This is a genomic window from Bacillus mycoides, assembly GCF_000832605.1.
Taxonomy (GTDB): domain Bacteria; phylum Bacillota; class Bacilli; order Bacillales; family Bacillaceae_G; genus Bacillus_A; species Bacillus_A mycoides.
Map to the genome: position 1 here is coordinate 3545147 of NZ_CP009692.1, position 24825 is coordinate 3569971.

The window sequence follows — 24825 nt, forward strand, 5'->3', positions numbered from 1 at the left end:
TCGAACTCCCCTAATTTTTTACGCTTCACTATTTTCTTCACATACTCCAAAAAGAAGCCCTTGATTATCTATACAATAAGCAAAGTAACCCATATTAGGAATAGCAGTTTTAGGTACAACTACTTGTCCACCATTTTCAATAACTTTATTTATGTACTCATCAACTGAAGGTACTTCAATCGAATTAGTTGTCCTAGTAGCACCATCAGGTGATTTCATTAATCCACCATCGATACCAGGTCTATCACTCTCACCTGTAATTATGAACCAATAGTCATGTGGCCCAGGCATTTTTTCAAACTTCCATCCAAAACTATTTGTATAAAATTGAATAGCTTCTTCAGGGTTTGGGACTTGCAATTCAAATCTTAAAACTCTACTCATTTAAATATCTCCCCTCTTATTCTTGTACAAAGTAATTATACAAGAACTAATGTTCTGTATCGAATTTTTCGAAACTAGCTACTTTAATAAGTTCTAACTTTATTTAGAAGCGGCAACAGACCATTCTTCCTCCCGAATAACTCTCTTCCCATTTATATTTTCAACATACTCATTTACATTTGCTAACTGATATAACTCTGGGAAAATTTCTTTCATATAGAGTTCATGTGCTATTTCATCTTGCCAATACGTTAATACTATGTAACGATTTTCAGTCTTTAAAGACTTCCCAACAACTCCACCTAACATTCCTTTTGCATTTTCCATTCCTTTATTCCAAATTGTTTCTTGCGTATGTAAAAAATACTTTTCTTTTCCTTCTTTCACATCGCAAATTGCAACTCTTACAAATGATCCTTGTGCAGTTACGTCTTTCAAAGGAGTTTCTGTTATATCATACAACGTTTGAAACATTTCAATATTACAGGAAATATATGTGCCTTCTTGATTACTATTTAAAAAAATTGTATCATGAGCATCATTCATGAATGATTGATATGCATTTCTATCTTCCCATAAAGTATATACACACGCTTCCCCTTCATTCCACCCACCAAATTGTCCATAGAATCCGTCTAAATACTGTAAATCACGCCATTTTTCTTGCGCATCAGAAAACAATTCCCTTTTCTCTTCTTCCACCTTGCAAAATATTGTTTTTAATAGCATTTCTAATCCCCCTTATGATACGGTTCATTTCCCACTTGCAATACTTTCTATTTTTCCACCAACGCAAACATTAATTTTACTCTCAATCACCTCTGCTTCTATATGTATTAGAGAATGGCGATTTATCTCATCCCCTTGTCCAACATGCATATTTATCTTTTTCGTTCCAAGATAACGATATTTTATAAGATACGCCGCTAAACATCCATTTGAGCTTCCTGTTGCCACATCCTCTGTGATTCCATAATAATCTGCAAAATCACGGACATTAAGATCATTGATTTCCCAACTAGAAAATCCCTAATTTTCCATAAATAACGCAAGTTGATTACCTGAATACTTGCCTTGCGAGAATACATCCACAATGTAAAAATCCCAATATCTCTCCTCTCTTCTATTCTTCAACACAATCTGTTTACATAACGAAATTATAGTTTATTAAATTTGTATATTTTTCAAAGAATCCTCTGCTTTTTCTATCAACCAATCACCAAACGTATCTAAAAATGATAAGATTTCTTCTATATCTTTTATCGGTTCAATTACATATTGTAGTGCTTTCCTCATATTTTTTTCTTGTTCGGGAAAATGCTTACTAAATAACTCATATGCTGGATATAAGTCCCTGGAATACAGCCCTTCTCTATCAATTGTTAATGCTAGACCTGCCCTGACTACAATCTTCATGATCCAACGACAACAATCCTCTATATCATCCACGTCCTTATTATGAATTAACTCTTCGTGTGTTTGTTCAATTTGTTTCCGCAAATGAATGAGATGTTCATACGCTATCTCCTGACTTACTTTATATTTAGGTAAATATAATTTTACGTCTTCACCTAATATACATACACTATGTGTCTGAATCATAAATCCTATAAAAGAAAAATCCTCTGAGTTTATTACTTCTTTTTCACTATAAAAACTTAATTCCACTCCTGATATACAATTAAACTGCTGTGTAATTTGGACTTCTAGCTCCTTGCTCCAGCTTAAGTCAATTACTTGAGGATTCTTTCGAACTAATATAATCATATCTACATCTGCAACCCCTTCTATCCCAATCCCTCTTGGAATAGAACCCCTTATATAAACACTGTGCAAATCATCCCGCAAAAATTGACAACAAGTATCCTTTATTTCTTGTATTACCTCCAAAAACACAGGCTGAATTTTATTAAAATGTGCATCGTTTATAATAAATCCTTCATCATCCACAGGACAAAAACGCCCTATTTTTTTTATTCTTGGCAATTTATCAACTCATTTCCCTATAAAATATTGGTTTATTCCACACATACAACAATTATAATTCAGAATTGAAAATTTGAAAGTAAGACATAAATAATCCTACATTGTTACGTCCTATCTCTTTTATCACCATTCATTTTTCGAATATATAATAAGTAATCTCTCCTGAGATCATAAAATAGAAGATAAATTAGGAATACCAAAAAAATAAGTTTATTTACTATTTCAAAATAAAAAATGATTGCATTTCACTAATTGTATATCTATAATGTTTTTATTGATTCTATACAGAATCAATGCGTTTAAGTTTTTAATTTTATAATTCGGATGAACCATTCAGGAGAAGGTCTATTGATCTACCGACGGGGCAAAAAGTTGCTGAACCAACTTTGAAACTCTCAGGTCTTGTTTACAAGTAGAACTGCATGGGGACGAATCTCTGGAGAGACTCCCTCTCGCTTAATATAGCGCGGAGGAAAACGAGCACCGAAGGAGCAAATCCGCTAATCTAGCGGATAATCTCTCAGGTAAAAGGACAGAGACAAGCGAAAGAAAATGCCGATTTGTATCGGTTTATTTTTCTATCCCTTGTTTCTCCAGAGACCATTTCATTTCCTTGAAGTGGTTTTTATTTTTTCTAAAAAAGGAGAATACAGATGGAGACAGTAAGTAAAGTATTAGAACAAATTAATCAGTATGTGTGGGGGTTACCAACTTTGTTGCTACTTGTTGGAACTGGTATCATTCTCACAGTGCGCTTAAAAGGTTTACAATTTAGTAAACTAATATACGCTCACAAACTAGCTTTTAAAAAATCAGAGGATACATCATCTTCTGGAGATATTAGTCACTTCCAAGCACTGATGACAGCTATGGCTGCAACGATTGGTATGGGAAATATAGCAGGTGTCGCAACTGCTGTGACAATCGGTGGACCCGGCGCAATCTTTTGGATGTGGATTACTGCTTTATTTGGAATGGCAACAAAGTATGCCGAAGCAATCCTTGCGGTGAAATACCGTGTTAGTAATGAAAATGGTGAATACTCCGGTGGACCAATGTATTATTTAGAACGTGGTTTAGGGAAAAAATGGCTGGCTGTTTTATTCGCTATATTCGGCACAGCTGCTTCTTTCGGTATCGGTAATATGGTTCAATCTAATTCGGTTGCAGAGGCAATGCGAATCAATTTTTCTTTCCCTCCTGCATTAACTGGTATACTCATGTCATTCTTAATCGCTATCGTTATTTTGGGCGGTGTAAAAAAGATTGGTAGAGTTACTGGATATATCGTTCCTATTAAAGCATTCTTTTATATAATCGCTGGCCTTATTATTATTTTCTATCACTTTGATCAAATTCCAGAAGCATTTTCACTTATTTTTTCTGGTGCATTTCAAGGTACTGCAGCTGCTGGTGGTTTTATCGGAGCAACAGTTGCATCTGCAATTCAAATAGGAATGGCACGTGGTGTATTTGCTAACGAGGCTGGTTTAGGAAGTGCTCCTATTGCTGCGGCTGCTGCCAAAACAGATTCACCTGCAAAACAAGCTTTAGTTTCTATGACTGGTACTTTTCTAGATACATTTATTGTATGTACAATTACGGGGCTAGTATTAATTACTACAGGCGCATGGAAATCAGGTAAAACTGGTGTTGAAGCTACAACATTAGCATTCCAATCCGTATTCGGTACTGCTGGTAGTATGATTCTCGGTATCGCCATTATATTATTCGCCTACTCTACTATTTTAGGTTGGTCGTATTACGGAGAGAAGTGTGTAGCTTATTTATTTGGACAAGGTGCTGTACGATATTATAAAGCAATCTTTATCGTTATGATTGCAATAGGTGCTAATTTAAAGCTAGGTGTCGTATGGACATTTGCCGATATTGCAAATGGACTTATGGCGATTCCAAACTTAATTGGTCTAATCGGATTAAGTGGTATTGTTGTCGCTGAAACGAATCGCTTTTTACAAGCAGAGAAATTGAAAGAAAGTCATAAAAAACAGGCAAGTTAATCACTAAAACAAGGAATGGCTCATTTATAATAAGCCATTCCTTTTTTCTCTATTTCAATTCCTTTCCCTCCTGAACCATATGTAAATAAAGTACAAAATCCATCATTGTAGATGAATAACCAAGTTGACGGATCATTGCTGTTATATTCCCTCTATGATATGTACCATGATTTACGACGTGTTGCACTAACTCTAAAATGGAAGTGTCTAATGCACCTGCATATGGGTTCTCAATAACAAATACAGTATTTACGTCTTGTATTCTACTTAAAAATTCTTTATATTGATTTGCCATGTTTTCAAACATTTTTTCTAATTCATGTAACGATTTAGTTTCGATTTGTTTTCGTAATTTTTCTCGGTCTTGTATTACTTCACTCATACTTTTACCATGCAATATGTGTAACCACACTTGATCTGTAATATAAATATGTACAAAAGTATCCTTAATTGATGGGAATACACTCTGTATCTGTTCATTAAAAATTGTCTCATAGTTTGGTAACTCTTTTAGTCGGTTGAATAATCGTGTATTAGCCCAAGCATGGTAATCAAACTGTTTTAACATGTAATCTTTCAATCTAAATCTCCTCCTTATTGTATGAAACGAATGTTTTGCTTCTTCATTTCCGATTCTCTATCAGCTTTTACAATCCCTTTTTCTTTAACTTCATGTTTATTTATAGTTTTATATTTTACATATGTATAAAATTCCGTTTTAAATGGAAACGATGTAATTTGAATTGTTTCTTCATCCACCCATTCAGCTTGAATAGGCTTCTCCCCCTTACTATTAAACATTTCTGTTCCTTCAAAACCATCTTTAAATAAATCAATTTCATCTTTCTTTTTTACACCAGGTTTATTCATACATACATATAAAGAAAGTTCATCACAAAACTTTAATAATCTATAATGTTTATCAAACATCGCATATTGTTCTTTTGTTAACGTTTTCAAAATTCTTTTTTGTCGTTCCAATTCATTTTTATAAAAAGACATCATCTCTTCATCTTCCTCATTTAATGAAAATGATAAAAAGTGCTTACTACAAAGTAGCGCCCCGTATGGATTTGACTCTTCAATTGCATTCAAACCAATCGTATAAAAAACAAAGCGTAATGAACTTGGACAATCCATAAATGTATATGGAATATTTTTAGTATCATTCAAAATTGGTACTTTATCAAGCTCTATCCATCCTCTATCATGCTCATATATAGCATCAATTGTCTCTTTTAAGTATATTTTATCTTCAAAAAAATCTTCTATTATATGTCTTGCAATTTCACCAGCTAAAAAACCATGATCATGTTGACGTATTAATATACTTTCTTTCTCATTCTTTTCACGAAAAATCATCCGTATATTCCCCCTCATCCTCATATTACAGCTTGTTGTATGCATCAATTCTTAATTAATCCCTAAATATTAGCAGGGATTCAGTTTCTTTCAACGAAATTAACATAAACATACAGCATTCTTTCTAATCACAAAGTTAGCTTTATCTTTACTAACCATTATACTAAAACATTCATTCTAAAAAATTTTTTATGAGGTGAAAACATGAACAAAACAGAATTAGTTAAAAATGTAGCACAATCAGCTGATATTTCTCAAAAGGATGCTTCTGCAGCTGTACAATCCGTATTTGACACAATTGCTAATGCATTACAATCTGGCGATAAAGTGCAACTAATCGGCTTTGGAACTTTTGAAGTGCGTGAAAGGTCTGCTCGTACAGGGCGTAATCCGCAAACTGGAGAAGAAATTCAGATTGCTGCTGGTAAAGTTCCAGCATTTAAAGCAGGAAAAGAATTAAAAGAAGCTGTTAAATAAACAAGAAACCAGCCATTTTATAGGCTGGTTTCTTGTTTATTGTTTATTATTTATTATTTATTATTTATTATTTATTGTTTATTGTTTATTTCTTATTTAAGCAGTTCCTTTATATTCTCTGCATGATACACTTCACAAATATAAAATACACATTTGCAGTTACTTACAATTTGATATTTTCTAGTTGGATAAACATTCGCCGCAACAGAACATCCATCAAACAATTCGATAATATTTCCAGATGGCTGATATCCTTCATATAATACGTTTCTTCTTACTTCCATCTTTTCTATAAGGTTTTCAACAGGAATATTTCCACTCTCTAATTCACTCTTTATTGTATCCGGTAAAAACGAAGTGTCTGCAAAAATTAGATTTTCAGATAACACCTTACCTTTATAACTAACATTAGATACGCGATAAAGAAATGTTCCGTTTTTATCAAAGAAATTCTTTGCTTCTTTCGGAATGTATTGTCTATCGAGCGCTTCCTGTTCAAGTACATCAAACTGAACTGTATCTTTTACAAGTTTTTCTAAAGCTAGAATAGATGACGTATTTCTAGAAAACAACATATCTTTAATTGCCTGTACATTATAAGTTAATTCAGTTTTTCTATTTTCCGCTACTAACATGAGGAACACCTCTTCTATAAGAAATTTTATTAAAAATTAACGATGATTTAATAGCAATCCCGCGTCTAACTGCGTAATTTCAGTTACTTCTTTACTAAATATTGCAATGGAAGCCATATAATCTAAACTAGGTCTTACATCTTCCATCATTGTATTTTCTGCTAACTCTTGTCTATCTTTAAAAATCAACAATTTTGGAGGGTCATTTGGAGCTGATACTGTAATTTCTACTGGTGGGATCAATAGTCCTTCACCTGTCGCTTTCAGCACTGCTTCTTTTCGAGTCCAATATGTTAAAAATCCTTCTAGTCGCTGCTCATCAGGTAACTTCATAACTTGTGCTATTTCAATGTCTGTTAATACGCCCTCTGCCATTTTCATAACATCTACATTTGGATTCATTTGCTCAACATCAACACCCACAGGTGCAGATTTAGTAAATGCAACAACAACCCACTCACCCGAATGTGAGACTGATATTTGCGGCATCCCTTCTGGTAACTGTGGTCTGCCATGTTGTAATTTACATACTGGGCACATTCGATCAATTGGCACTTGAACTGGCGACATAGAAAGTACCTTTCCAAGTACTAATCTACTAATTACACAACCTATTATAAAACGCGCACGGTCTGCCGAATGATGATATGAATTTGCTTTCTCTCGCTCTACATCATTTAGTAAATTGCAATGCCATGATTGTAAATCTGAAATTCTTGCCCACCATATTTGACAACTATTCTCATTAAGGGTTGGTACAGAATCTACAACTTTACTCTCTATCATGTAAACTCTCTCCTTTTAAATGCCAATATTACTTTATTTCAAAAGAGTATTAGCATGCTGCAACTCATTCATTTACAACTTCTTTCTCTTTTTGTAATACAGATAACGGCTTTTTATTCTTCTTTGACATTACCTCTTTATCAGAAATACGTAAAGAAAATAGTAATGCTATGAGTAAAAATATTGCTGATCCAATTAATGCTGCTTGATATGGTAAAAAATCTGATTGTGCATTATTCTGTACGTTATTACTTCCAAAACCAGATAGTATACTAGCTAAAACAGCAACTCCTATTGCAGATCCTAATCGGTTTTGCACATTGAATATAGTAGTTGCTCTCCCCATAGAAGGTGGTGCAATATTGTTAAAAGCAGAAAATTGAACCGCACCGACAGATTGACCTAAGAAAATACCAATGCCAAACAATAGTGCCCGAATTTGCCATGGATTCGTATCATGATTTACAAAACTTAATAAAATAAAGATAACCGCCGTACTTACTAATCCAATAGAGATTACCTTTCGAGCTCCTAATTTCTTATATGACCATGGTATAATCTGCGAAGAAATCATTAATCCAATCGCCTCTGGGAATGTAGTAAGACCCGATTCCAGCGCGGAAACTCCTATTACATTTTGATACATAAGCGGAAAAATAAATAACATTCCTAGTAAACCAGCTGATGAAAACAACGAAATAAGACTCATTTTTCTAAAGACCGGTTCTTTTAATAAGTGTAAATCTAACATCGGTTGCTTTACTTTAAGTTCTACAATAATAAACAATGTAAGTAATACAATCCCAGCTATCCCAATACTAATTATTTCTGGAGAAACCCAACCTTTTGACGGGCCTTGACTGAGTGCATAGATGAGCATCGCAAAACCTGGTGCTGAAAGAACAAAACCGAGAGAATCAAAACGACCAGCCGATTTTTCAATATGCTCTGCTAAAAATAGAAGTCCAAATAGCAACGCAATGATACCAAACGGCAGATTAATATAAAATGCCCAGCGCCAAGACATTTGATCTACAAAGAAACCGCCAATAATTGGTCCGATCGCTGGTGCTACAGCAATTGGAAGTACAATAAATCGAGAAATTTTTGGTCTTTCCTCTGGTGAAAATGTTCGGAATAACATCGCCATCCCGACTGGTGTTAAAAGTCCGCCACCAGCACCTTGAATGATACGAAAAATATTTAATGAAGTAATATCATTAGCAATTCCACATAGTGCAGATGCAATTGTAAAAACGAAAAGGGCAGTTAAAAATACTTTTTTCGTACCAAAGCGATCTCCTAACCAACCAGAAATCGGAAGGAAAATAGCTAAGCTAACTAAATACCCAACATTTACAGTCCCCATTGCAGATGGGGGCACTTGCAGTTCTTTGCTTATCGTTTGCAGTGCTACATTCACAATCGTTGCATCCATCGCAGCCATAAACATCGCTGTTATATAAACGATGCTTACAACTACTTTTGGATTTATTTTTACTTTCATTATTGTTTTCCTACTAATATTTTTTCGCTAATTTGATTTTTTTTCGGCTCTAAATCATTCCAGTTAACTTCAACGTATTCTAAGCAAACTTGTCTGCTAGCTTCTTCATGTACGACATTCCATCCAATTGGTACATCGAGAAAGGCAGGCCAGAGAGAATACTGGCCCTCCTCATTCATTAATACTTTATATGTGTAATTATCATTTTCAAATGGATTCGTCATACTTTACTTACCCCTTTCTTATTCTGCAAATATTTCGCTAGCACTTGTCCAATTTCTGTAAGTGGACCTGGCTGACATAAATCTTTATGTCTACAATCAATGTCATGCTGCACGATTTCCCCGTCTAAATAATTTAGCCACGTATTTGGAGAAATAGGATCAAACCAGTCTGGTATAACAGTAGATCTAAAGAATAAAATATCCCCGTTATAAACTTTTGGCACGTATTTCCCTAACAACCCTACTGAATTTACATATGTTTCTTTCAAGTTTAAAATAGTCTCTTCCTCAAGACTTGCTAATGCACTTCCATCTTTGCGAAGTATTGCAACCGCACTTTCCATAGTAAGTGGTTTACCATCCATGTTATCTGGATCATATCCACCTAAAGCAAGTAATGCGATTAACGCTTCTTCTTCAGTAGGTGCTTCCGTATTCGGTAAGAAGTGACCAGGATACGAATCCAGCATAACGAGTAATTCTACTTCTTCCCCTTCATTTTGAAGTTGCGCCGCCATAGCATGAACAACATTTCCTCCAAGCGACCATCCGAGTAAACGATATGGTCCGTGAGGCTGTATTTCACGAACGTGTTTTAAATAATCCGCCGCCATCTCCTCTAAGCTTTTTGGAAGTTCTTCATTTTCAGCGATACCACGTGCTTGTACACCATAGATTGGATAATCTGTTCCTAAAGATTTCATAAGTCCTGCATAGCACCAACTTAATCCACCTGCTGGATGTACACAAAATAGTGGTAATTGATCTCCGCTTGCTCGTAATGGAAGCAACACATCAAGTGCACTTTGACCATTCCCCATTTCAAGTCTTTCAGCAAGCCCTGCAACAGTAGGTGCTGCAAATAAAGTTCCGATATTTAGTTCAACTCCAAGTGCCTCTTTAATGCGACTCATCAGCTGCACTGCAAGAAGTGAATGACCACCAAGATCAAAGAATCCATCATCAATTCCAATTTGAGACACACTTAAAACTTCTGTAAACAAGTCACATAACATTTCTTCTTGCGGTGTTCTCGGTCCGCGGCTAGAAGATGATGCAATAAATTCTGGAGCTGGCAATGCCTTTCTATCTAATTTACCGTTTGGAGTTAAAGGTAACTCATTTACTACTACAAAAGCGTATGGAACCATATAATCTGGCAAACTACCTCCAGCATACTGACGCATTTCATTCGTATCGATCGTTTCATTATTTGATGCGACGATATAAGAAACTAATCGTTTATCCCCTGGTTGATCTTCCCGTACAATAACAGCTACTTGTTCAACTTTAGGATGTTTCATTATTACCGCTTCTATTTCCCCTAATTCAATTCGGAATCCACGAATTTTAATTTGATGATCTGCACGTCCTATATAATCTAACGTCCCATCTTGACGCCAGCGCGCTAGGTCTCCTGTACGATACATTCTTGTACCTGGCTTACCAAATGGATCTGCGATAAAACGTTCAGCAGTTAATCCTGCTCTTCCTAAATATCCACGAGCGAGCCCTGCACCTGCAACATATATTTCTCCAACTACTCCAGGTGGCATCGGTTGTAAATAGTTATCTAATACGTATACTTTAAGATCCGGTATACTGCACCCGATTAAACTATTTGCTCGTAAAGATACGATACTTTCATCTAATTCAATATAACTAACATGTACCGTCGTCTCCGTTATTCCGTACATATTAATAAGCTTCGGTGCGTTATAAGGATGACGACTATACCAATCTTCTAATCGACTTAGTTCAAGTGCTTCTCCGCCAAAAACAACATATCGTAAAGATAATTTTTGACCAACCTCTTCATTTTCACGATCTGCTTGCATCAATTGATAGAACGCTGATGGAGTTTGGTTTAAAACAGTAACCTTTTCCTTAACAAGAAGCTGTAAAAATTCTTTCGGCGAGCGACTTACAGTATGTGGTACTACAACTAAACGCCCTCCATATAATAAAGGTCCCCAAATTTCCCAAACCGAGAAATCAAAAGCGTATGAATGGAACATCGTCCACACATCGTCTGCGTCAAATTGGAACCAATGATCAGTTGCTCCTAAAAGTCTTACTACATTTTGATGAGGTATCATAACCCCTTTCGGTCTACCTGTTGAGCCTGACGTATAAATAACGTAAGCAATATGTGAAGGAGATAACGGCTTCATGCGCTCCATTTCATCTATATTGTCTTCACTATATTTCTCAATTTCTTCTATTACGTTCACATCATCAACTAAAATCTTTAGTGCCTCATCACATTCAATTTCCACATCTGAATTTGTTAAAACACATGATGGTTTCGCATCGTGTAGCATAAACGAGATACGATCTGACGGATAATCCGGATCTAACGGAAGGTATCCCGCACCAGCTTTAAGAACAGCAAGTAAGCTTACAACCATATTTAAAGATCTCGGCATCGCTAAAGCAACAAGTTGATCAGGACCGATTCCTTTCGCTATTAACAAACGAGCTATTTTATTCGCTTTTCTATTTAACTCTTCATAAGTTAGCTTTTCATCTTCAAAGACGACAGCAATAGAATTTTGATTTACATGAGCCTGCTTTTCAAATAATTGTGGCAATGTCATTTCAGGTACAATTTGAAAACCACCATTCCACTTTTCTAAAACTGTATTTCGCTCTGCTAAAGTTAATATTTCTAATCTACCAATTGATTGATCCGGATGTTTCTCTGCATCATCTAATAATAGAATGAATCGTTCTATTAGTTTTTGAACCGTTTCACGTTTATATAAATCGGTACTAAACTCTAACAATCCGTATAAGCCGTTTGGAGTACCATCAACTCTGTTACTCTCGCTAATTTCAAATGTTAAATCAAATTTTGCAGAACCAACACTTTGAATTTCAAGGCTTGCTTCTAAATCCGGTACATTAAACGTTGCTTCTGGCGTATTTTGGAAAGCTAACATAACTTGAAACAGCGGATGACTATTTCGAGTTCGTACTGGGTTTAACACTTCAACAAGTCGTTCAAATGGAACATCTTGATTTTCATAAGCTGCAAGGTTTACCTGTTTCACTCTATTTAATAATTCTTTAAAACTTGGATCTCCTGATGTATTTGTGCGTAACACTAATGTATTTACAAATAAACCAACTATATCCGTGAGTACATCGTCGTTTCTTCCAGCAATCGGACTACCTAATGGTATATCAGTTCCAGCACCTAATCTTGTAAATAAGGCACTTAGTCCTGCTTGCAACACCATAAACAAACTAACTCCATTTTTACGAGCGAGCTCCACTAACCTACTATGCATACCTTCATCTAAATGAAAATGAATTGTTTCCCCGCGATAACTAGTTTCAATTGGGCGCTGATAATCTGTAGGTAACTCCATTTGATCTGGTAAACCTTTTAACTCTTCTTTCCAAAAATCTAATTGTGTTGAAATAATACTGTCTGGTTTTGTTTCATCACCTAATAGCTGTTGTTGCCATAGTGAATAATCTGCGTATTGAACTGGAAGGGTTTCTAGTTGAACACTATCACCTTGACATCGTGCTTTATAAGCCGCTGTAAAGTCTCTCGTTAACGCTTGTAATGACCATCCATCTCCTACAATATGATGCAAAAGAATTAGTAAAACATGTTCGTTTTCACTCACTTTAAAAAGTTGCAAACGAATTGCTGGTTCGATATCAAGATTAAAGCTATATCTTACAGCTTCAGACAGTGTACTTTCTAATTCATCCTTACATGTATTTGTTATAATCATTTTTAAATTCAATTTATCCATTTCTAGAATTCTTTGATATGAACTGCCAAGTGAATTCGGGAAAATCGTTCTAAGTGTTTCATGTTTCTCAACTACATCATAAAAGGCACCTTGCAGTGCTTCCTCATTCAATTTTCCAGACATACGAATGACTAACGGAATATTATAAGTAGGACTTGGACCTTCTAAACAATTTAAGAACCATAACCTGCGCTGTGCAAATGAAAGTGGAACTTCATTTGGCCTACTTACTTTCTTAATAGCTGGTCTTGCGCTTTTTGCACGATCCAACTGGTTCGCTAATTCAGCAACAGTTGGTGATTCAAATAGCTTTCCGATTCCTAATTCTACACTTAACGTTTCACGAATTCTTGCCATTAAACGAGATGCAAGAAGCGAATGGCCGCCCATTTCAAAGAAATTATCATCTATACTAATTCGCGAAACACCAAGTACTTCTGCAAATAAATCACATAGTATTTCTTCTTTCGGATTTCTAGCAACTCTCTCATTGTTCATTCCATTAAAATCAGGCGCAGGTAATTTCTTTCTATCAACCTTACCATTTGGTGTTAATGGTAATTCTTCTAGCACAACAAATGCTGATGGTACCATATAATTCGCTAAACTTTCTGAAACATAAGAGCGAATTTCTGAAAGATGAATCATTTCCTTCTCTTCGGCAACGATATACGCAATGATTCGTTTATCATTTGGACGATCTTCTCGTACCATTACCACTGCTTGTTGTATATTTTCATGTCGTTGTAATACCGTTTCAATTTCAGCTAATTCAATTCGGAAACCGCGAATTTTAATTTGATGATCTGCGCGACTAATGTACTCTAACACACTATCCTTACGCCATTTCACAAGATCACCTGTGCGGTACATACGTGCTCCAGCTTTTCCATAAGGGTTTGCAACAAACCGTTCAGCCGTTAACGCTGGTTTTCCTAAATATCCGTTCGCAAGTCCTTCTCCTGCAATATATAATTCACCGATAACTCCAGGTGGAACAGGCTGTAACCCTGCATCCAAAACGTACACTTCTGTATTCCAAATTGGTCTTCCAATAGGAGGTATACCATTTTCACTGTCATCAATATTCATGAAAGTAGACCAAATAGTCGTTTCAGTTGGTCCATATAAGTTAGTTATAGAGCAACCTAATTCTTTTAATTTATTTGCTAAATGTGCCGGAAGAGCTTCACCGCCAACGAGTACGTTTAGCCTTTGTAACCTCTCTGGATATTCAGTTATTAACGCCTGCCAGAGCGTCGGTGTAGCTTGCATAATTGTCGCTCTTTCTTCTTGTAACAATGTCGTTAATGCAGAAGGCTCTTGGATTACCTCTTTTTGTGCAATTGTTAAACTTGCACCACTAATAAGAGGTAAATAAATTTCTAGAGCAGAAATATCAAACGCAAACGTTGTAACTGCTAATAAATGATCGTTTTCATTTAATGAAAACATATCTTTCATAGCTAATAAGAAGTTACTTAAACCTTTCATAGTAACAATTACACCTTTTGGATTTCCGGTTGATCCTGAAGTGTAAATTGTATAAGCTTGGTTTAAAAGTGATTCATCATTTTTAAATGGTAGATTCATATGAGAATATGTTTTTAACGCTATTTTCGTTTCTTCGCTATCTAATATGATTTCTTTAATATCATTTTCTATAACTAAAGTAGATGAAACAGATGAATGTGTTATGATACAAACTGGATTTGCATCATTTACTATATAATGAATTCGCTCGGCTGGGTATTCTGGATCTATCGGTAAATACGCTGCACCAGCCTTTAGAACTGCTAGCATACTAACTACCATTTCTATTGATCTTGGAAATACTAAGGCTACAAACTGATTTACTTCTATTCCTTCTTCTAATAAATAGTGTGCTAGTTCATTCGCTCGTTCATTTAGCTCTTTATACGTAAGTTTTATCCCGTTACAAGTAACTGCTATTTTATTTGGATTTTTTTGTACTTGTTTTTCAAATAATATAGGTAGATTAATTAGCTCTTCAGCTTTCTTCGTTTCATTCCATTCCAATAAAACTTTATGATTTTCTTCAGGAAGAGTAATGTTTATTTTTCCAATCGGCTCGTCTTTATGATAATTATTTATCACTAATTCTAATAGACTCATAAATCTTTCTTTATGCAATGCTAGTTCCGCGCCGTTATATACTTCCGGATTCGCATCAAAATGAATCATTAACTCATTTTCATCGAAACGTTTATATACATTTATCGATAAATCATCAACAGGTCCTGCTGATAAATTATGTGTAATACCACGATTCCCAGCAAAGTTAAGCCCATAATCAAAAGGCATAACATTCACTAACGGCCCAAACAACCTTTGATTTTCACCTAGTAACTTTAAGTCTCTTCTTAATTCCTCATGACGATATTTATGATGACGACGTACGTCTCGAATTTCTTTAGAAACTTGCTGTATTAATTCTGCAAAAGTTATATTTGGAGTTAACTTTAGACGAAGTGGAACTAAATTCATTACCATGCTTGGTGTATGAATAGATACAGAACCAAGACGCCCCATCATCGGTAAACCTAAAACAATATCATTTGAACCTGTTAATTTATGCATGTAAATACTCGTTACGGCTACAACAAATTCGGGCCAACTCGTTAACGAAATATTAATATCTTCTAGTAAAGTTTTTGTACTAGCATTTGATAGATAAGCAGTTTCTCGTAAAAATCCATTTGATGTTCTCGGCGCTCGTTCTGCTAAACTTATAACTTCCGGTTCATCTGCAAACTTTTCTAGCCAAAAAGTACGATCTTCCTGAAATTGTTTAGATTCACGATACTCATTATCTTCTTGTACAATTTTTGCAAGAGAACCAAATGGCTTTTCATTCTTATTTGTTTCTTCTATAAGTGATGTATACTCATTCGCTACCTTTTGGCTAAGAAGTGAAAATCCATAGCCATCCATCACAATGTGATGGATGCGCTGATACCAAAAGAAACGATTATTTTCAACTTGAATAAGTGCTTCAGTAAATAATTTATCTTCTTTTAAATCTATCGGTACAGATAAATCATTTTTCATCCATACTTTAGCAGCTTCTTCAGGATTTTCTTCTTTACGAACGTCAATAAAATGCATATGAAATGTTGACGATTCCTCAATAACTTGCCATGGGCCAATTTCATCCTCTTCGAAACGAACATGAAGTGCTTCTGCTTCTTTTACCACTTTACGTACAGCTAACTCGAAAATTTCATGATTAATATTTCCGTTTATTTCTATATATTCCCCAGTATTATAAATCGGATTAAGCGGATCTAATTGTTGCGCAAACCACATACCAGACTGCGCAGATGATAACGAATGACGAATCTTTTGACTATTAGGCATTCTTTACTACCCCTTTATTATGTAGTCTATTTGTTACAGCACTTGTGCTGCTTGTGAAGATAGTAAACGGTACCAATCATCAACAGTTGGACGTTCTGCTAAATCTGCAAAAGTGATTTCTTTCCCTTCGCGACGCCATTTCTCTACTAAACTCATAATTCTGACCGAATCAAGTCCTCTATTTAATAAGTCTTCATCAACTTCAATACTCTCTACTGGCTCACGGAGTAGTTGTGCAACTAGTTCATGTACTTTCTGTAAAGTGATTCCTTCACTCTCATCGCTTTTTACACTTTGTAAATCTTTTAATAGTAAGTTTGTTGATGTCGTTACTGCACATCTATTTGATGCATACTGCAATGCTTGTTTATGATGCTCTAGTGAAAAATCAGCAACTGCATCTGCTACAAAAAATGGCTCTATACCATCCATAAATGCTTCACAAGCTGTTAAAAGGCAGCCAATATGCGCATAAATACCGCAAATAATAAGTTGATCTCTTCCCTGCTCATTTAAAATTTCTAATAGATTCGTCTTTTTAAATGCACTATATCTCCATTTGGTTAGGAATATATCATCCTCATCTGGAGTAAGCTCATCGACAATTTTCTTTTTATCTGGTCCAGCAGGAATACCGTCACCCCAAAAGTCTTGTAATAACCCTCGTTGTTCTAACGTTTGTCCACCAGGTTGTGCTGTATAAACAACTGGTATACCAAGTTCCTTGCATCTTTCTCTTATCACCTTAATATTTGAAATTAGTTCTACTTTTGGCGATTCTTTATCGCTATATGCATCAAGAAAATATTCTTGCATGTCATGGATTAGAAGAACCGCACGTTTCGGATCTGGCGTCCAATTCACTTTATTTTTTGGTAGTTCTGATTCAATTGGCATTTTATATACTGAAATAGATGGGATAGCCATCTAATCACTTCCTTCCGATTTTTATTATTGTTTTACTGTAATAAGTTTTTCAGCAATGACTTTACGTAATTCTTTTTTGCTTACTTTTCCAACACCTGTTTGTGGGAATGATTCAATAAATTCAATTCGATCTGGAATCTTATAAGCTGCTATACCACGTTCTCTTAAGAACATTTTTAATTCGTTTGCAGTTAGGACTTGTCCACGAGCGATAACAAAAGCGCAAGTGCGTTCTCCTAAATAATCGTCAGGCATAGATACAATTGCTACATCATGTACTGCATCATGTGCTAATAGATGATTTTCAACTTCTTCCGCAGCAACCTTCTCACCACCACGGTTAATTTGATCTTTATCTCTTCCTTCTACAATGATGTAACCTTGTTCATTTACTTTTACAAGATCACCTGTGCGATAAAAACCATCTTCTGTAAATGATCTTACATTATGCTCTTCCGCTTTATAATAGCCACGAATTGTATATGGCCCTCTTGTTAATAAACTACCTACTTCACCAGGCTTAACATCATTATCATGTTCATCAACAACTCGAACTTCATCAAATGTAGACATCGGTCTACCTTGTGTATGAATAATGATTTCTTCTGGATCATCTAGTCTTGTGTAATTTACTAACCCTTCCGCCATACCGAACACTTGCTGTAACGTACATCCGAATGTAGGGCGTATACGCTTCGCAACTTCGGCACTAAATTTCGCACCGCCTACTTGAATAACTTGCAGGCTTGATAAATCGTTATTACGGGAAGATACCGCATCAAGCCAAATCATTGCTAATGGTGGAACGAGCGCTGTAATCGTAACTTTTTCTTTTTCTATAAGAGCAAATGCCTCATCTGGACTACCTCCAGTTGCCAATACTACTTTTCCACCGGCATAGAAAGTTCCAAATGTCCCTGGAGAACTCATCGGGTAATTGTGTGCTACTGGAAGAACTGCCATATAGACACTTTCTGCATTTAAATTACAAATGTCAGCGCTAACACGTAAACTATAAATATAGTCATCATGTGTTCTAGGAATTAATTTAGAAAGTCCTGTCGTCCCTCCTGATAATTGGAGAAACGCAACATCACTTGGCTGAACTTCTGGTAACGGAATCGGATCCATATAAAGATCAGTTATGTTCACGAATTCTTCTTCTTCCCCCACTACGATTACATGTTGTAAAGCGGGAACTTTCTCTTTCACTTCTCTTGCTAGTTTTCGATAATCAAAGCCGAGAGCCTTATCTGAAATAACGTAAGCACTCGCTTCACCAAACTCGCAAAAATAACTAATTTCACTACTGCGATGAGAAGGTAGTGCAAAAACAGGGAGTGCTCCAATGCGAAATAGCGCAAAGCATATTTCGAAAAACTCTATAATATTAGGTAACTGGATTACAACTCGGTCTTCTTTCTTTATTCCTAAATTCAGTAAACCTGAAGCTAAGCGATCTACCTTTTTATCAAGTTCACTATACGTTATATGCGTATTACTACTTACAACCGCAATTTGATCCCCATATTTTTCAGCACGTTCTTTTAACATCGAACCAAATGTTTCTCCAAGCCAACACCCTTCTTCTCGATAGCGATTGGCAAATTCTTTTGGCCATTCCGTATAACCTATTAACATTCTTTCTTCCCCCTATTTTTCATTCAGCGCATTATCTCTTAACCCTAAAGCCTTCAACATTGTTTGGAACTTAGCTGATGTTTCTGCTAACTCATCTTCTGGCTTTGATTCAGCAACAACTCCAGCACCTGCATATAAGCGAAGTGTATTCTCTTGCACTTCAGCACAACGAATTGTAACAATCCATTCGCCATCTCCATTTAAATCGCTCCACCCTAACATTCCTGTAAAGAATTCACGGTCAAATGGCTCAATTTTTTGAATAGCCTCTCTCGCTTCTTCCATTGGAGTTCCACAAACTGCTGGCGTAGGATGAAGAGCAATTGCTAATTCTAAAGAAGACGTATTTGGGTCCTTTAGTTCACCTTTCACTTCCGTAGACAAATGCCACATTGCTTCACTATGAATAACTGAGGGTTTTTCTGGAACATGTAATATATGACAGTAAGGGCGAAGCGCAGCGGCAACCGCTTCAACTACTACCGCATGTTCATGTAAATCTTTTGGAGAAGAAAGTAATTCTTCTGCCCTTCTTTTATCTTCTACTGGATCCTCACTTCGTGGTCTTGAGCCAGCCAACGGATTAGAAATTACTTGCATACCATGACGTGAAACAAGTAATTCAGGACTTGCTCCAATTAACGTCTTACTGTACTCGTTTTCATCTTTCGGCAAATTAACAGCAAATGTGTAGCCGTGCTTATTATGTTCCGCTAATTCACGAAGTAGTTTTTGTTGATCAATTTTCTCGGAAGACTTAACATCCAACGATCTAGATAGAACGATTTTTCTTAAATCTCCGTCCTGAATTTTTGCTATTCCTTGCTTCACACCATCCATATAAACTTCAGGAGCTGGAACCGGTGTCATTTCAAATGTCAGTTTCTCATTTCGTTTTATCTCATTTGTTGTCTCTAACTGTAAACGCTCAGTAATTCTACTATGTTCTGGTACGATAAGTTGAACTTCTTTTCTACGATCAAAAGGCAAAGCACCAACAACGATAGGATTCGGATTTCCGGCTTGTTTTGCATTACTTAATACCGCTTGTACAAGTTCTGGAAAACTTTCAATTTCATGATGTTTTACTGTAGTAAACTCTCCTTCTGTCAATATCGTTCGAGTTGGTGAAGCGAAAAAGAACGAAGATTCAGTTTTATAATCTTCTAATAATTTTTCTGACAGTTCCTTTACGGCTATAAGTTCATTCATAGTATTAAAACCTCCTGAATTTTTTATTAAACTCCTAATGTAGCTCCGCCATCGACACATAAATTGTGCATTGTAATATGACTCGCTTTATCAGAAGCTAAAAACAATACAGCTTCAGCAATTTCTGAAGGTTGTGCAATTTTTTGTAACGGAATACCGAGTCTATATGTATTTTGAGAACCAGCAATTATATTTTCAGCTCCATTCTCATCAGCCCATAGTAATCTTTGCATTTCAGTTTCAGTAGAACCAGGAGAAACTAAGTTGCAGCGAATATTGTATGCTGCAAGCTCTAATCCTAAACACTTCATAAACATTGTCGTTGCGGCTTTTGATGCAGCGTACGCAGCCATTTCCATTCTCGGAGTATTTGCCGCATTTGAACCAACTGTAACAATTGCCCCTGACCTTCTTTGCATCATATGTTTACTTACTGCTCGAGACATATAGAAAACTCCTGTAGAATTTACAGAGAAGGTTTTATTCCAATCTTCATCACTTAAAGAGTGAATCGGTCCCATACGTAATACCCCTGCAACATTTATTAATATATCTATTGTTGCTATATCATTTTCAATACCGTTTACCATATCTTCAACAGCAGTACTATCACTCACATCTAAATGAAATGTTTTCATACGTGTTTCATTTAATTCATTTTCATTTAAGAGTACGTTTAACCCCTCTTCATTTTGATCAACCGCAATAACTGTAGCTCCTCTTTCTAAAAACATTTTGGCAACAACACTGCCTATACCTTGAGCTGCACCTGTTACTAAAACCGTTTTTCCATCAAATTCCCCTAAGTTCATTTCCTCTATCCTTTCATTTGAAAATTAATCTAATTAAACAAATAGCGATAATGATAACGATTATCACTATCAATGTAAAAAATAATACACTTACTAAACTAATTGGTCAAGTGTACTTTTCATCAAAATATTATTCATTGATAATGTTTTTCATTTAATATTCTTACACCGAAATGATAATCTTTCTCAATAAACTTGTCAACCTATTTTTATTTTTCAGATAAAATATTTTAGTACTTCTCAATACAATTACATCTAAAAGCATTAATAAGTACTTACATTAAAAAATTTAATTCGTACTCCTCTTTTTAAAATTGAAGAAGATAAACTGTAGATACCTTCATTTACAAAGCCTTACCAAAAACTCAAGTATATATTTTCTCAACATTTTTCTGAAAATATCGAGAAAGTATATCTTGCAATTACCGATGCATGTCGTGTTTATAATTTAAGATTTAATAAGTATTTCGAATATAATATATCAATTTACGATATTCCAATATAATCCAAACGGATACTTTACTCATTTTTTGCCTCTAGAAAATTCCACATGTTGTAATTCATAAAAAAGCACCCTATTAAATAGGGTGCTTTTTAGTAAACATAGTGTTAAAGAAGATTTATATACTTACGCTACACTGCGATACTCTTCTTCTTTTTCTTTTTTCTGCTTAGGCACTTGGATTAAAAGTGCGATAATAAATGATACGACACATAATACGCCGATCACCATGAAAGTTGGTTTGAATCCACCTAGAACTGCACCGATAAAGGAACCAGCGAGCGCTCCAAATCCAAATCCTTGATACACAATTCCGTAGTTCTTACTATGGTTTTTCATACCGTAGAAATCACCAACGATAGCTGGGAAAATAGTGATATTTCCACCAAAGCAAAACGCTACACTTGCTACACATACGAAGTAGATACCATAATTTAAATCTACGAAACTTAAAACCAAGACTGAAGCTGCCATAACAACAAATGTACCAGTAACGATTTTTAAACGGCCGATTTTATCTGATAACGGTCCTAAAATAATACGACCTAATGTATTGAAGATTGCAACCATAGCCACCGCATTAGCTGCTGTCGCTGCGCTAAGCCCTACAAGTTGAACACCAATGTCTTTTACCATACCAATTAAGTATAAGCCACTCATACATGATGTAAATAACATAATAAATAATAAGTATACTTGTTTTGTGCCTAACATTTCTTTCGTTGTATATTCCTGAGTTTTTGTTTCATGAACTGCTCCTTGATCTGCAGCTTGATGGATTAAACAAGCGCCAAGGACAATCATAGCTGTAACAATTAAACCCCAGTATATAAACGCTTGTGATACACCAACTGATTCAATTAACTGTGCGTTAATATATTTAAAAATTAAGCTACCCGAACCATATGCAGAGACAGAAATACCAGCAATTAAACCTTTACGCTTTGGAAACCACTTTATTAAATTGGATAATGAAGTGATATATGCTGTACCATCTGCATAACCTACAACAACCCCTGCTAGTACATAAAGCAATATTAATGAGGAAGCTTGTGAACTAAGTATTAATCCACTTCCTAATGCTAGTCCAGCTATCATAATAAGTTTACGAAGTCCCCATTTTTCTTGCAATTTACTCGCAAACAAAGTTGAAAACGCTAAAGACAGGCTAGTAATTGAGAAAGTTATAGCAACAGCGTTAAGACTCCAACCGTATTTACTCACTAAGGGCTGATTGAATAAACTCCATGTATATATCGTACCAAGCCCCATTTGTACTATGACTGTTCCAAGGACAACAAGCCATGGATTAACCGATGATTTTTTCATACCATCTCTCCTCCTCTTTCTATTTCAATGCTATTCGCTAAATATGCTTTTTTTATTTTTATTTTCGCCACCTCATTCGACTTAACAACTTCATTGTATAGGATGTTTTCGCTTATGTAAGCACTTACAAGATGGAGCGTCAAAAATATGGAATCAGTTACAGAAAACGAAGGGTGAAATACAAAAAACTACTTGTTAAATACGTAGTAGTTTTTATAATGTTTTACATCAATACGACTTACGGAGCTTTCACATCCTCTTTTACCAAAAAAATTATCGAATTATCCATGGCTGGACTTCAATATTTTGCTTATCCTATTCTTATTTAACTCTTCAACGTTTATAACATGTTGCGTCTGTATTTCTTGATACAAATCATTTAATAGTCTTGTAATCAAAAATTCCATCTTTTATACATTTTAACTTCCATATATCTTGTTTTTAACGAAACATACAGAATTACAACGTTTTTTTACAATTTTATACATAAAAATAGAAAATATATAATTCATTTACATAATGTTGCACTTTAATTTTTACTAAACAACAAATATTTTATTGATAAATAAAACTAAACATTCACTAATATATCTATACGTGGTTTAATATATATAATAAACAAACATTTCTGACTTTTATAAGGAGGTACTATGAAAGCAAACGTAGGCGATACTATACTATTTCAACGAAATAACTTAAAGATCACAGCATCTGTACTAAAACTATACACTGAATCGGTCTTAGTTGAAGTCACAGATGTAAGCGGTGGTACTTTTGAATTTGACCGAACAATTGTAAATCATAAAAACTATAAAATTTTAAATGCAAATAAATAAAACAATACAATACAAAATAGCCCCTGCTTAACAGCGGAGGCTATTTTGTATAATAACAATTCATTAATTTACATATCCTAAAACACTAACAATCTTGCTTGCTTTTAAATTATTAATATAATAATAAATTTCTAACCCTCTTCTCTCAGCTCTTAGCACTTTACCTTTCATTTTTGATAAATGCTGCGAAACAGTCGATTGAGGAATATTCAATATTTCTGTTAATTGTGTTACATTACAAGTTTTGCGTGCACTTAATTCATTTACAATTTGTAATCGTATTGGATGCGCCATTATTTTTAAAATATCCACATCTTCTTCAGTTACTAAACTTTTTTTTATCTCGCTCGTATATGTTGTCATAAGACATTCCCCTTTTATTTGAATTCCTTTTTATTAAAATCTGCTTCTAAATAAAATATTATCTCTAAATATACAATTAAGACCCTTATATAGAAATAATAGGATTTTGATTATTTAAAAACAGCAATACTATACAATTTCATCTATTTGGTACATATACATAATACAATTTCAATTTGTGCTCTATGTGAAGTTAGCATAAATTTATAATGAAGATTTTTCAAACAATTCACATCTAACTATATACTTCCTCATAATACTATCCAGTGATTTTAACATATTTTAGGCATTTGTATATACTATTGCAAAACACATTCTTATTGAGGGGGACTATATATGCCAACACCGTTACAAGAACAAGTTGAAGAAGCTCGTGAAACGTATGTCAGTCGTATTATTTTAGTTGGTGGTTCAGCTTTATTTTTAACAGGTGGTGTTATATCTGCAATTTCAGCCTTTAAAAGTTATAACCGTTTGGCAAATACGCCACCTTCTTCAAATGATTCATAATTGCATCATTCATTCCTTTAAATAATAAAGATGCCGCCTCTACTATAGAGACGGCTTTATATAAAAACATTATTAAATTCATTTGAACTTAATTGAAAAAACGTTATAACAATTTGGTACAATGTTCAAAGTAAGGATAGATACTTTCAATTTG

21 protein-coding genes and 1 riboswitch are annotated in these 24825 nt (G+C 34.9%); of the genes, 4 read left to right on the forward strand and 17 right to left on the reverse strand.

The window, feature by feature from the left end; all coding sequences use genetic code 11:
• Positions 1–18 precede the first annotated feature (18 nt).
• The 4 genes from BG05_RS20015 to BG05_RS20030 form a co-directional block, all read right to left on the reverse strand.
• The gene (locus BG05_RS20015; RefSeq protein WP_002031902.1) at positions 19–384 is read right to left on the reverse strand and encodes a VOC family protein; all 366 of its coding nucleotides are present in this window, start codon (positions 382–384) and stop codon (positions 19–21) included.
• A gap of 99 nt (positions 385–483) precedes the next feature.
• Positions 484–1113, reverse strand: a complete 630-nt coding sequence (locus BG05_RS20020; RefSeq protein WP_002085712.1) for a YdbC family protein — start codon at positions 1111–1113, stop codon at positions 484–486.
• Positions 1114–1137: 24 nt separating this feature from the next.
• Positions 1138–1341, reverse strand: coding sequence for a PhzF family phenazine biosynthesis protein (locus tag BG05_RS20025; RefSeq protein ID WP_003189105.1), 204 nt, complete (start codon positions 1339–1341; stop codon positions 1138–1140).
• 210 nt (positions 1342–1551) lie between these two features.
• Positions 1552–2370 carry a hypothetical protein gene (locus tag BG05_RS20030; protein WP_002168437.1) on the reverse strand — a complete coding sequence of 273 codons (819 nt, stop codon included), beginning with the start codon at positions 2368–2370 and terminating at the stop codon, positions 1552–1554.
• Positions 2371–2796: 426 nt separating this feature from the next.
• Positions 2797–2916: riboswitch (glycine riboswitch) on the forward strand.
• 107 nt (positions 2917–3023) lie between these two features.
• On the opposite strand from BG05_RS20030, the gene BG05_RS20035 reads away from it, so the two are divergent.
• Entirely contained in the window at positions 3024–4391 is a 1368-nt protein-coding gene (locus BG05_RS20035) for an alanine/glycine:cation symporter family protein (RefSeq protein ID WP_002012784.1), read from the forward strand.
• Positions 4392–4440: 49 nt separating this feature from the next.
• Here the strand turns inward: BG05_RS20035 and BG05_RS20040 are convergent, their stop codons facing one another.
• Together BG05_RS20040 and BG05_RS20045 are read right to left on the reverse strand one after the other, a co-directional pair.
• Positions 4441–4971 carry a DinB family protein gene (locus tag BG05_RS20040; protein ID WP_002085719.1) on the reverse strand — a complete coding sequence of 177 codons (531 nt, stop codon included), beginning with the start codon at positions 4969–4971 and terminating at the stop codon, positions 4441–4443.
• A gap of 14 nt (positions 4972–4985) precedes the next feature.
• A complete protein-coding gene (locus BG05_RS20045) occupies positions 4986–5753 on the reverse strand; it encodes a DUF3891 family protein (RefSeq protein ID WP_002168438.1) in 768 nt (255 codons plus the stop codon).
• Between the two features lie 204 nt (positions 5754–5957).
• Between BG05_RS20045 and BG05_RS20050 the strand changes: the two genes are divergently transcribed.
• The gene (locus BG05_RS20050) at positions 5958–6230 is read left to right on the forward strand and encodes an HU family DNA-binding protein (RefSeq protein ID WP_002012780.1); all 273 of its coding nucleotides are present in this window, start codon (positions 5958–5960) and stop codon (positions 6228–6230) included.
• Between the two features lie 92 nt (positions 6231–6322).
• Here the strand turns inward: BG05_RS20050 and BG05_RS20055 are convergent, their stop codons facing one another.
• The 10 genes from BG05_RS20055 to BG05_RS20100 form a co-directional block, all read right to left on the reverse strand.
• Positions 6323–6865 carry a hypothetical protein gene (locus BG05_RS20055; protein ID WP_002012778.1) on the reverse strand — a complete coding sequence of 181 codons (543 nt, stop codon included), beginning with the start codon at positions 6863–6865 and terminating at the stop codon, positions 6323–6325.
• A gap of 36 nt (positions 6866–6901) precedes the next feature.
• Positions 6902–7651, reverse strand: coding sequence for a 4'-phosphopantetheinyl transferase Sfp (sfp, locus tag BG05_RS20060; RefSeq protein WP_002185911.1), 750 nt, complete (start codon positions 7649–7651; stop codon positions 6902–6904).
• 64 nt (positions 7652–7715) lie between these two features.
• Positions 7716–9158: an MDR family MFS transporter gene (locus BG05_RS20065; RefSeq protein WP_002185912.1), complete on the reverse strand. Its 1443-nt coding sequence runs from the start codon at positions 9156–9158 to the stop codon at positions 7716–7718.
• Positions 9158–9382 carry an MbtH family protein gene (locus BG05_RS20070; RefSeq protein WP_000184075.1) on the reverse strand — a complete coding sequence of 75 codons (225 nt, stop codon included), beginning with the start codon at positions 9380–9382 and terminating at the stop codon, positions 9158–9160. Before BG05_RS20070 ends, BG05_RS20065 begins: the two co-directional genes overlap by 1 nt.
• The gene (locus BG05_RS20075; protein WP_003189100.1) at positions 9379–16539 is read right to left on the reverse strand and encodes an amino acid adenylation domain-containing protein; all 7161 of its coding nucleotides are present in this window, start codon (positions 16537–16539) and stop codon (positions 9379–9381) included. The genes BG05_RS20070 and BG05_RS20075 overlap by 4 nt, the downstream gene beginning before the upstream one ends.
• Before the next feature lie 33 nt (positions 16540–16572).
• Positions 16573–17466 carry an isochorismatase family protein gene (locus BG05_RS20080; protein WP_002012770.1) on the reverse strand — a complete coding sequence of 298 codons (894 nt, stop codon included), beginning with the start codon at positions 17464–17466 and terminating at the stop codon, positions 16573–16575.
• A gap of 24 nt (positions 17467–17490) precedes the next feature.
• Complete coding sequence (locus BG05_RS20085; RefSeq protein ID WP_002168442.1) at positions 17491–19107, reverse strand: (2,3-dihydroxybenzoyl)adenylate synthase; 1617 nt, start codon at positions 19105–19107, stop codon at positions 17491–17493.
• 12 nt (positions 19108–19119) lie between these two features.
• Positions 19120–20319: an isochorismate synthase DhbC gene (dhbC, locus tag BG05_RS20090; protein WP_002127289.1), complete on the reverse strand. Its 1200-nt coding sequence runs from the start codon at positions 20317–20319 to the stop codon at positions 19120–19122.
• 26 nt (positions 20320–20345) lie between these two features.
• The gene (gene dhbA, locus BG05_RS20095) at positions 20346–21131 is read right to left on the reverse strand and encodes a 2,3-dihydro-2,3-dihydroxybenzoate dehydrogenase (protein WP_002127287.1); all 786 of its coding nucleotides are present in this window, start codon (positions 21129–21131) and stop codon (positions 20346–20348) included.
• Positions 21132–21759: 628 nt separating this feature from the next.
• Positions 21760–22962: an L-lactate MFS transporter gene (locus tag BG05_RS20100; RefSeq protein WP_002127286.1), complete on the reverse strand. Its 1203-nt coding sequence runs from the start codon at positions 22960–22962 to the stop codon at positions 21760–21762.
• Positions 22963–23612: 650 nt separating this feature from the next.
• On the opposite strand from BG05_RS20100, the gene BG05_RS20105 reads away from it, so the two are divergent.
• On the forward strand, positions 23613–23798 hold the full coding sequence (locus BG05_RS20105; RefSeq protein WP_002012762.1) for a YkvS family protein: 186 nt from the start codon (positions 23613–23615) through the stop codon (positions 23796–23798).
• 63 nt (positions 23799–23861) lie between these two features.
• On the opposite strand, the gene BG05_RS20110 is transcribed toward BG05_RS20105, so the two are convergent.
• Entirely contained in the window at positions 23862–24161 is a 300-nt protein-coding gene (locus BG05_RS20110) for an ArsR/SmtB family transcription factor (RefSeq protein ID WP_002012759.1), read from the reverse strand.
• A 336-nt stretch (positions 24162–24497) separates the two neighbouring features.
• Here BG05_RS20110 and BG05_RS31150 point away from each other — a divergent pair, with 336 nt between their 5' ends.
• Complete coding sequence (locus BG05_RS31150; RefSeq protein WP_002031929.1) at positions 24498–24671, forward strand: hypothetical protein; 174 nt, start codon at positions 24498–24500, stop codon at positions 24669–24671.
• Positions 24672–24825 lie beyond the last annotated feature (154 nt).

What these genes read in the sequence shown, in the direction of transcription:
- BG05_RS20055 (WP_002012778.1), bottom strand. Translation starts at nt 6,865, where the DNA reads ATGTTAGTAGCGGAAAATAGAAAAACTGAATTAACTTATAATGTACAG.
- dhbA (WP_002127287.1), bottom strand. Translation starts at nt 21,131, where the DNA reads ATGAACTTAGGGGAATTTGATGGAAAAACGGTTTTAGTAACAGGTGCA.
- dhbC (WP_002127289.1), bottom strand. Translation starts at nt 20,319, where the DNA reads ATGAATGAACTTATAGCCGTAAAGGAACTGTCAGAAAAATTATTAGAA.
- BG05_RS20110 (WP_002012759.1), bottom strand. Translation starts at nt 24,161, where the DNA reads ATGACAACATATACGAGCGAGATAAAAAAAAGTTTAGTAACTGAAGAA.
- BG05_RS20105 (WP_002012762.1), top strand. Translation starts at nt 23,613, where the DNA reads ATGAAAGCAAACGTAGGCGATACTATACTATTTCAACGAAATAACTTA.
- BG05_RS20085 (WP_002168442.1), bottom strand. Translation starts at nt 19,107, where the DNA reads ATGTTAATAGGTTATACGGAATGGCCAAAAGAATTTGCCAATCGCTAT.
- BG05_RS20070 (WP_000184075.1), bottom strand. Translation starts at nt 9,382, where the DNA reads ATGACGAATCCATTTGAAAATGATAATTACACATATAAAGTATTAATG.
- BG05_RS20035 (WP_002012784.1), top strand. Translation starts at nt 3,024, where the DNA reads ATGGAGACAGTAAGTAAAGTATTAGAACAAATTAATCAGTATGTGTGG.
- BG05_RS20020 (WP_002085712.1), bottom strand. Translation starts at nt 1,113, where the DNA reads ATGCTATTAAAAACAATATTTTGCAAGGTGGAAGAAGAGAAAAGGGAA.
- BG05_RS31150 (WP_002031929.1), top strand. Translation starts at nt 24,498, where the DNA reads ATGCCAACACCGTTACAAGAACAAGTTGAAGAAGCTCGTGAAACGTAT.
- BG05_RS20015 (WP_002031902.1), bottom strand. Translation starts at nt 384, where the DNA reads ATGAGTAGAGTTTTAAGATTTGAATTGCAAGTCCCAAACCCTGAAGAA.
- BG05_RS20050 (WP_002012780.1), top strand. Translation starts at nt 5,958, where the DNA reads ATGAACAAAACAGAATTAGTTAAAAATGTAGCACAATCAGCTGATATT.
- BG05_RS20100 (WP_002127286.1), bottom strand. Translation starts at nt 22,962, where the DNA reads ATGAAAAAATCATCGGTTAATCCATGGCTTGTTGTCCTTGGAACAGTC.
- BG05_RS20080 (WP_002012770.1), bottom strand. Translation starts at nt 17,466, where the DNA reads ATGGCTATCCCATCTATTTCAGTATATAAAATGCCAATTGAATCAGAA.
- BG05_RS20065 (WP_002185912.1), bottom strand. Translation starts at nt 9,158, where the DNA reads ATGAAAGTAAAAATAAATCCAAAAGTAGTTGTAAGCATCGTTTATATA.
- BG05_RS20075 (WP_003189100.1), bottom strand. Translation starts at nt 16,539, where the DNA reads ATGCCTAATAGTCAAAAGATTCGTCATTCGTTATCATCTGCGCAGTCT.
- BG05_RS20045 (WP_002168438.1), bottom strand. Translation starts at nt 5,753, where the DNA reads ATGATTTTTCGTGAAAAGAATGAGAAAGAAAGTATATTAATACGTCAA.
- sfp (WP_002185911.1), bottom strand. Translation starts at nt 7,651, where the DNA reads ATGATAGAGAGTAAAGTTGTAGATTCTGTACCAACCCTTAATGAGAAT.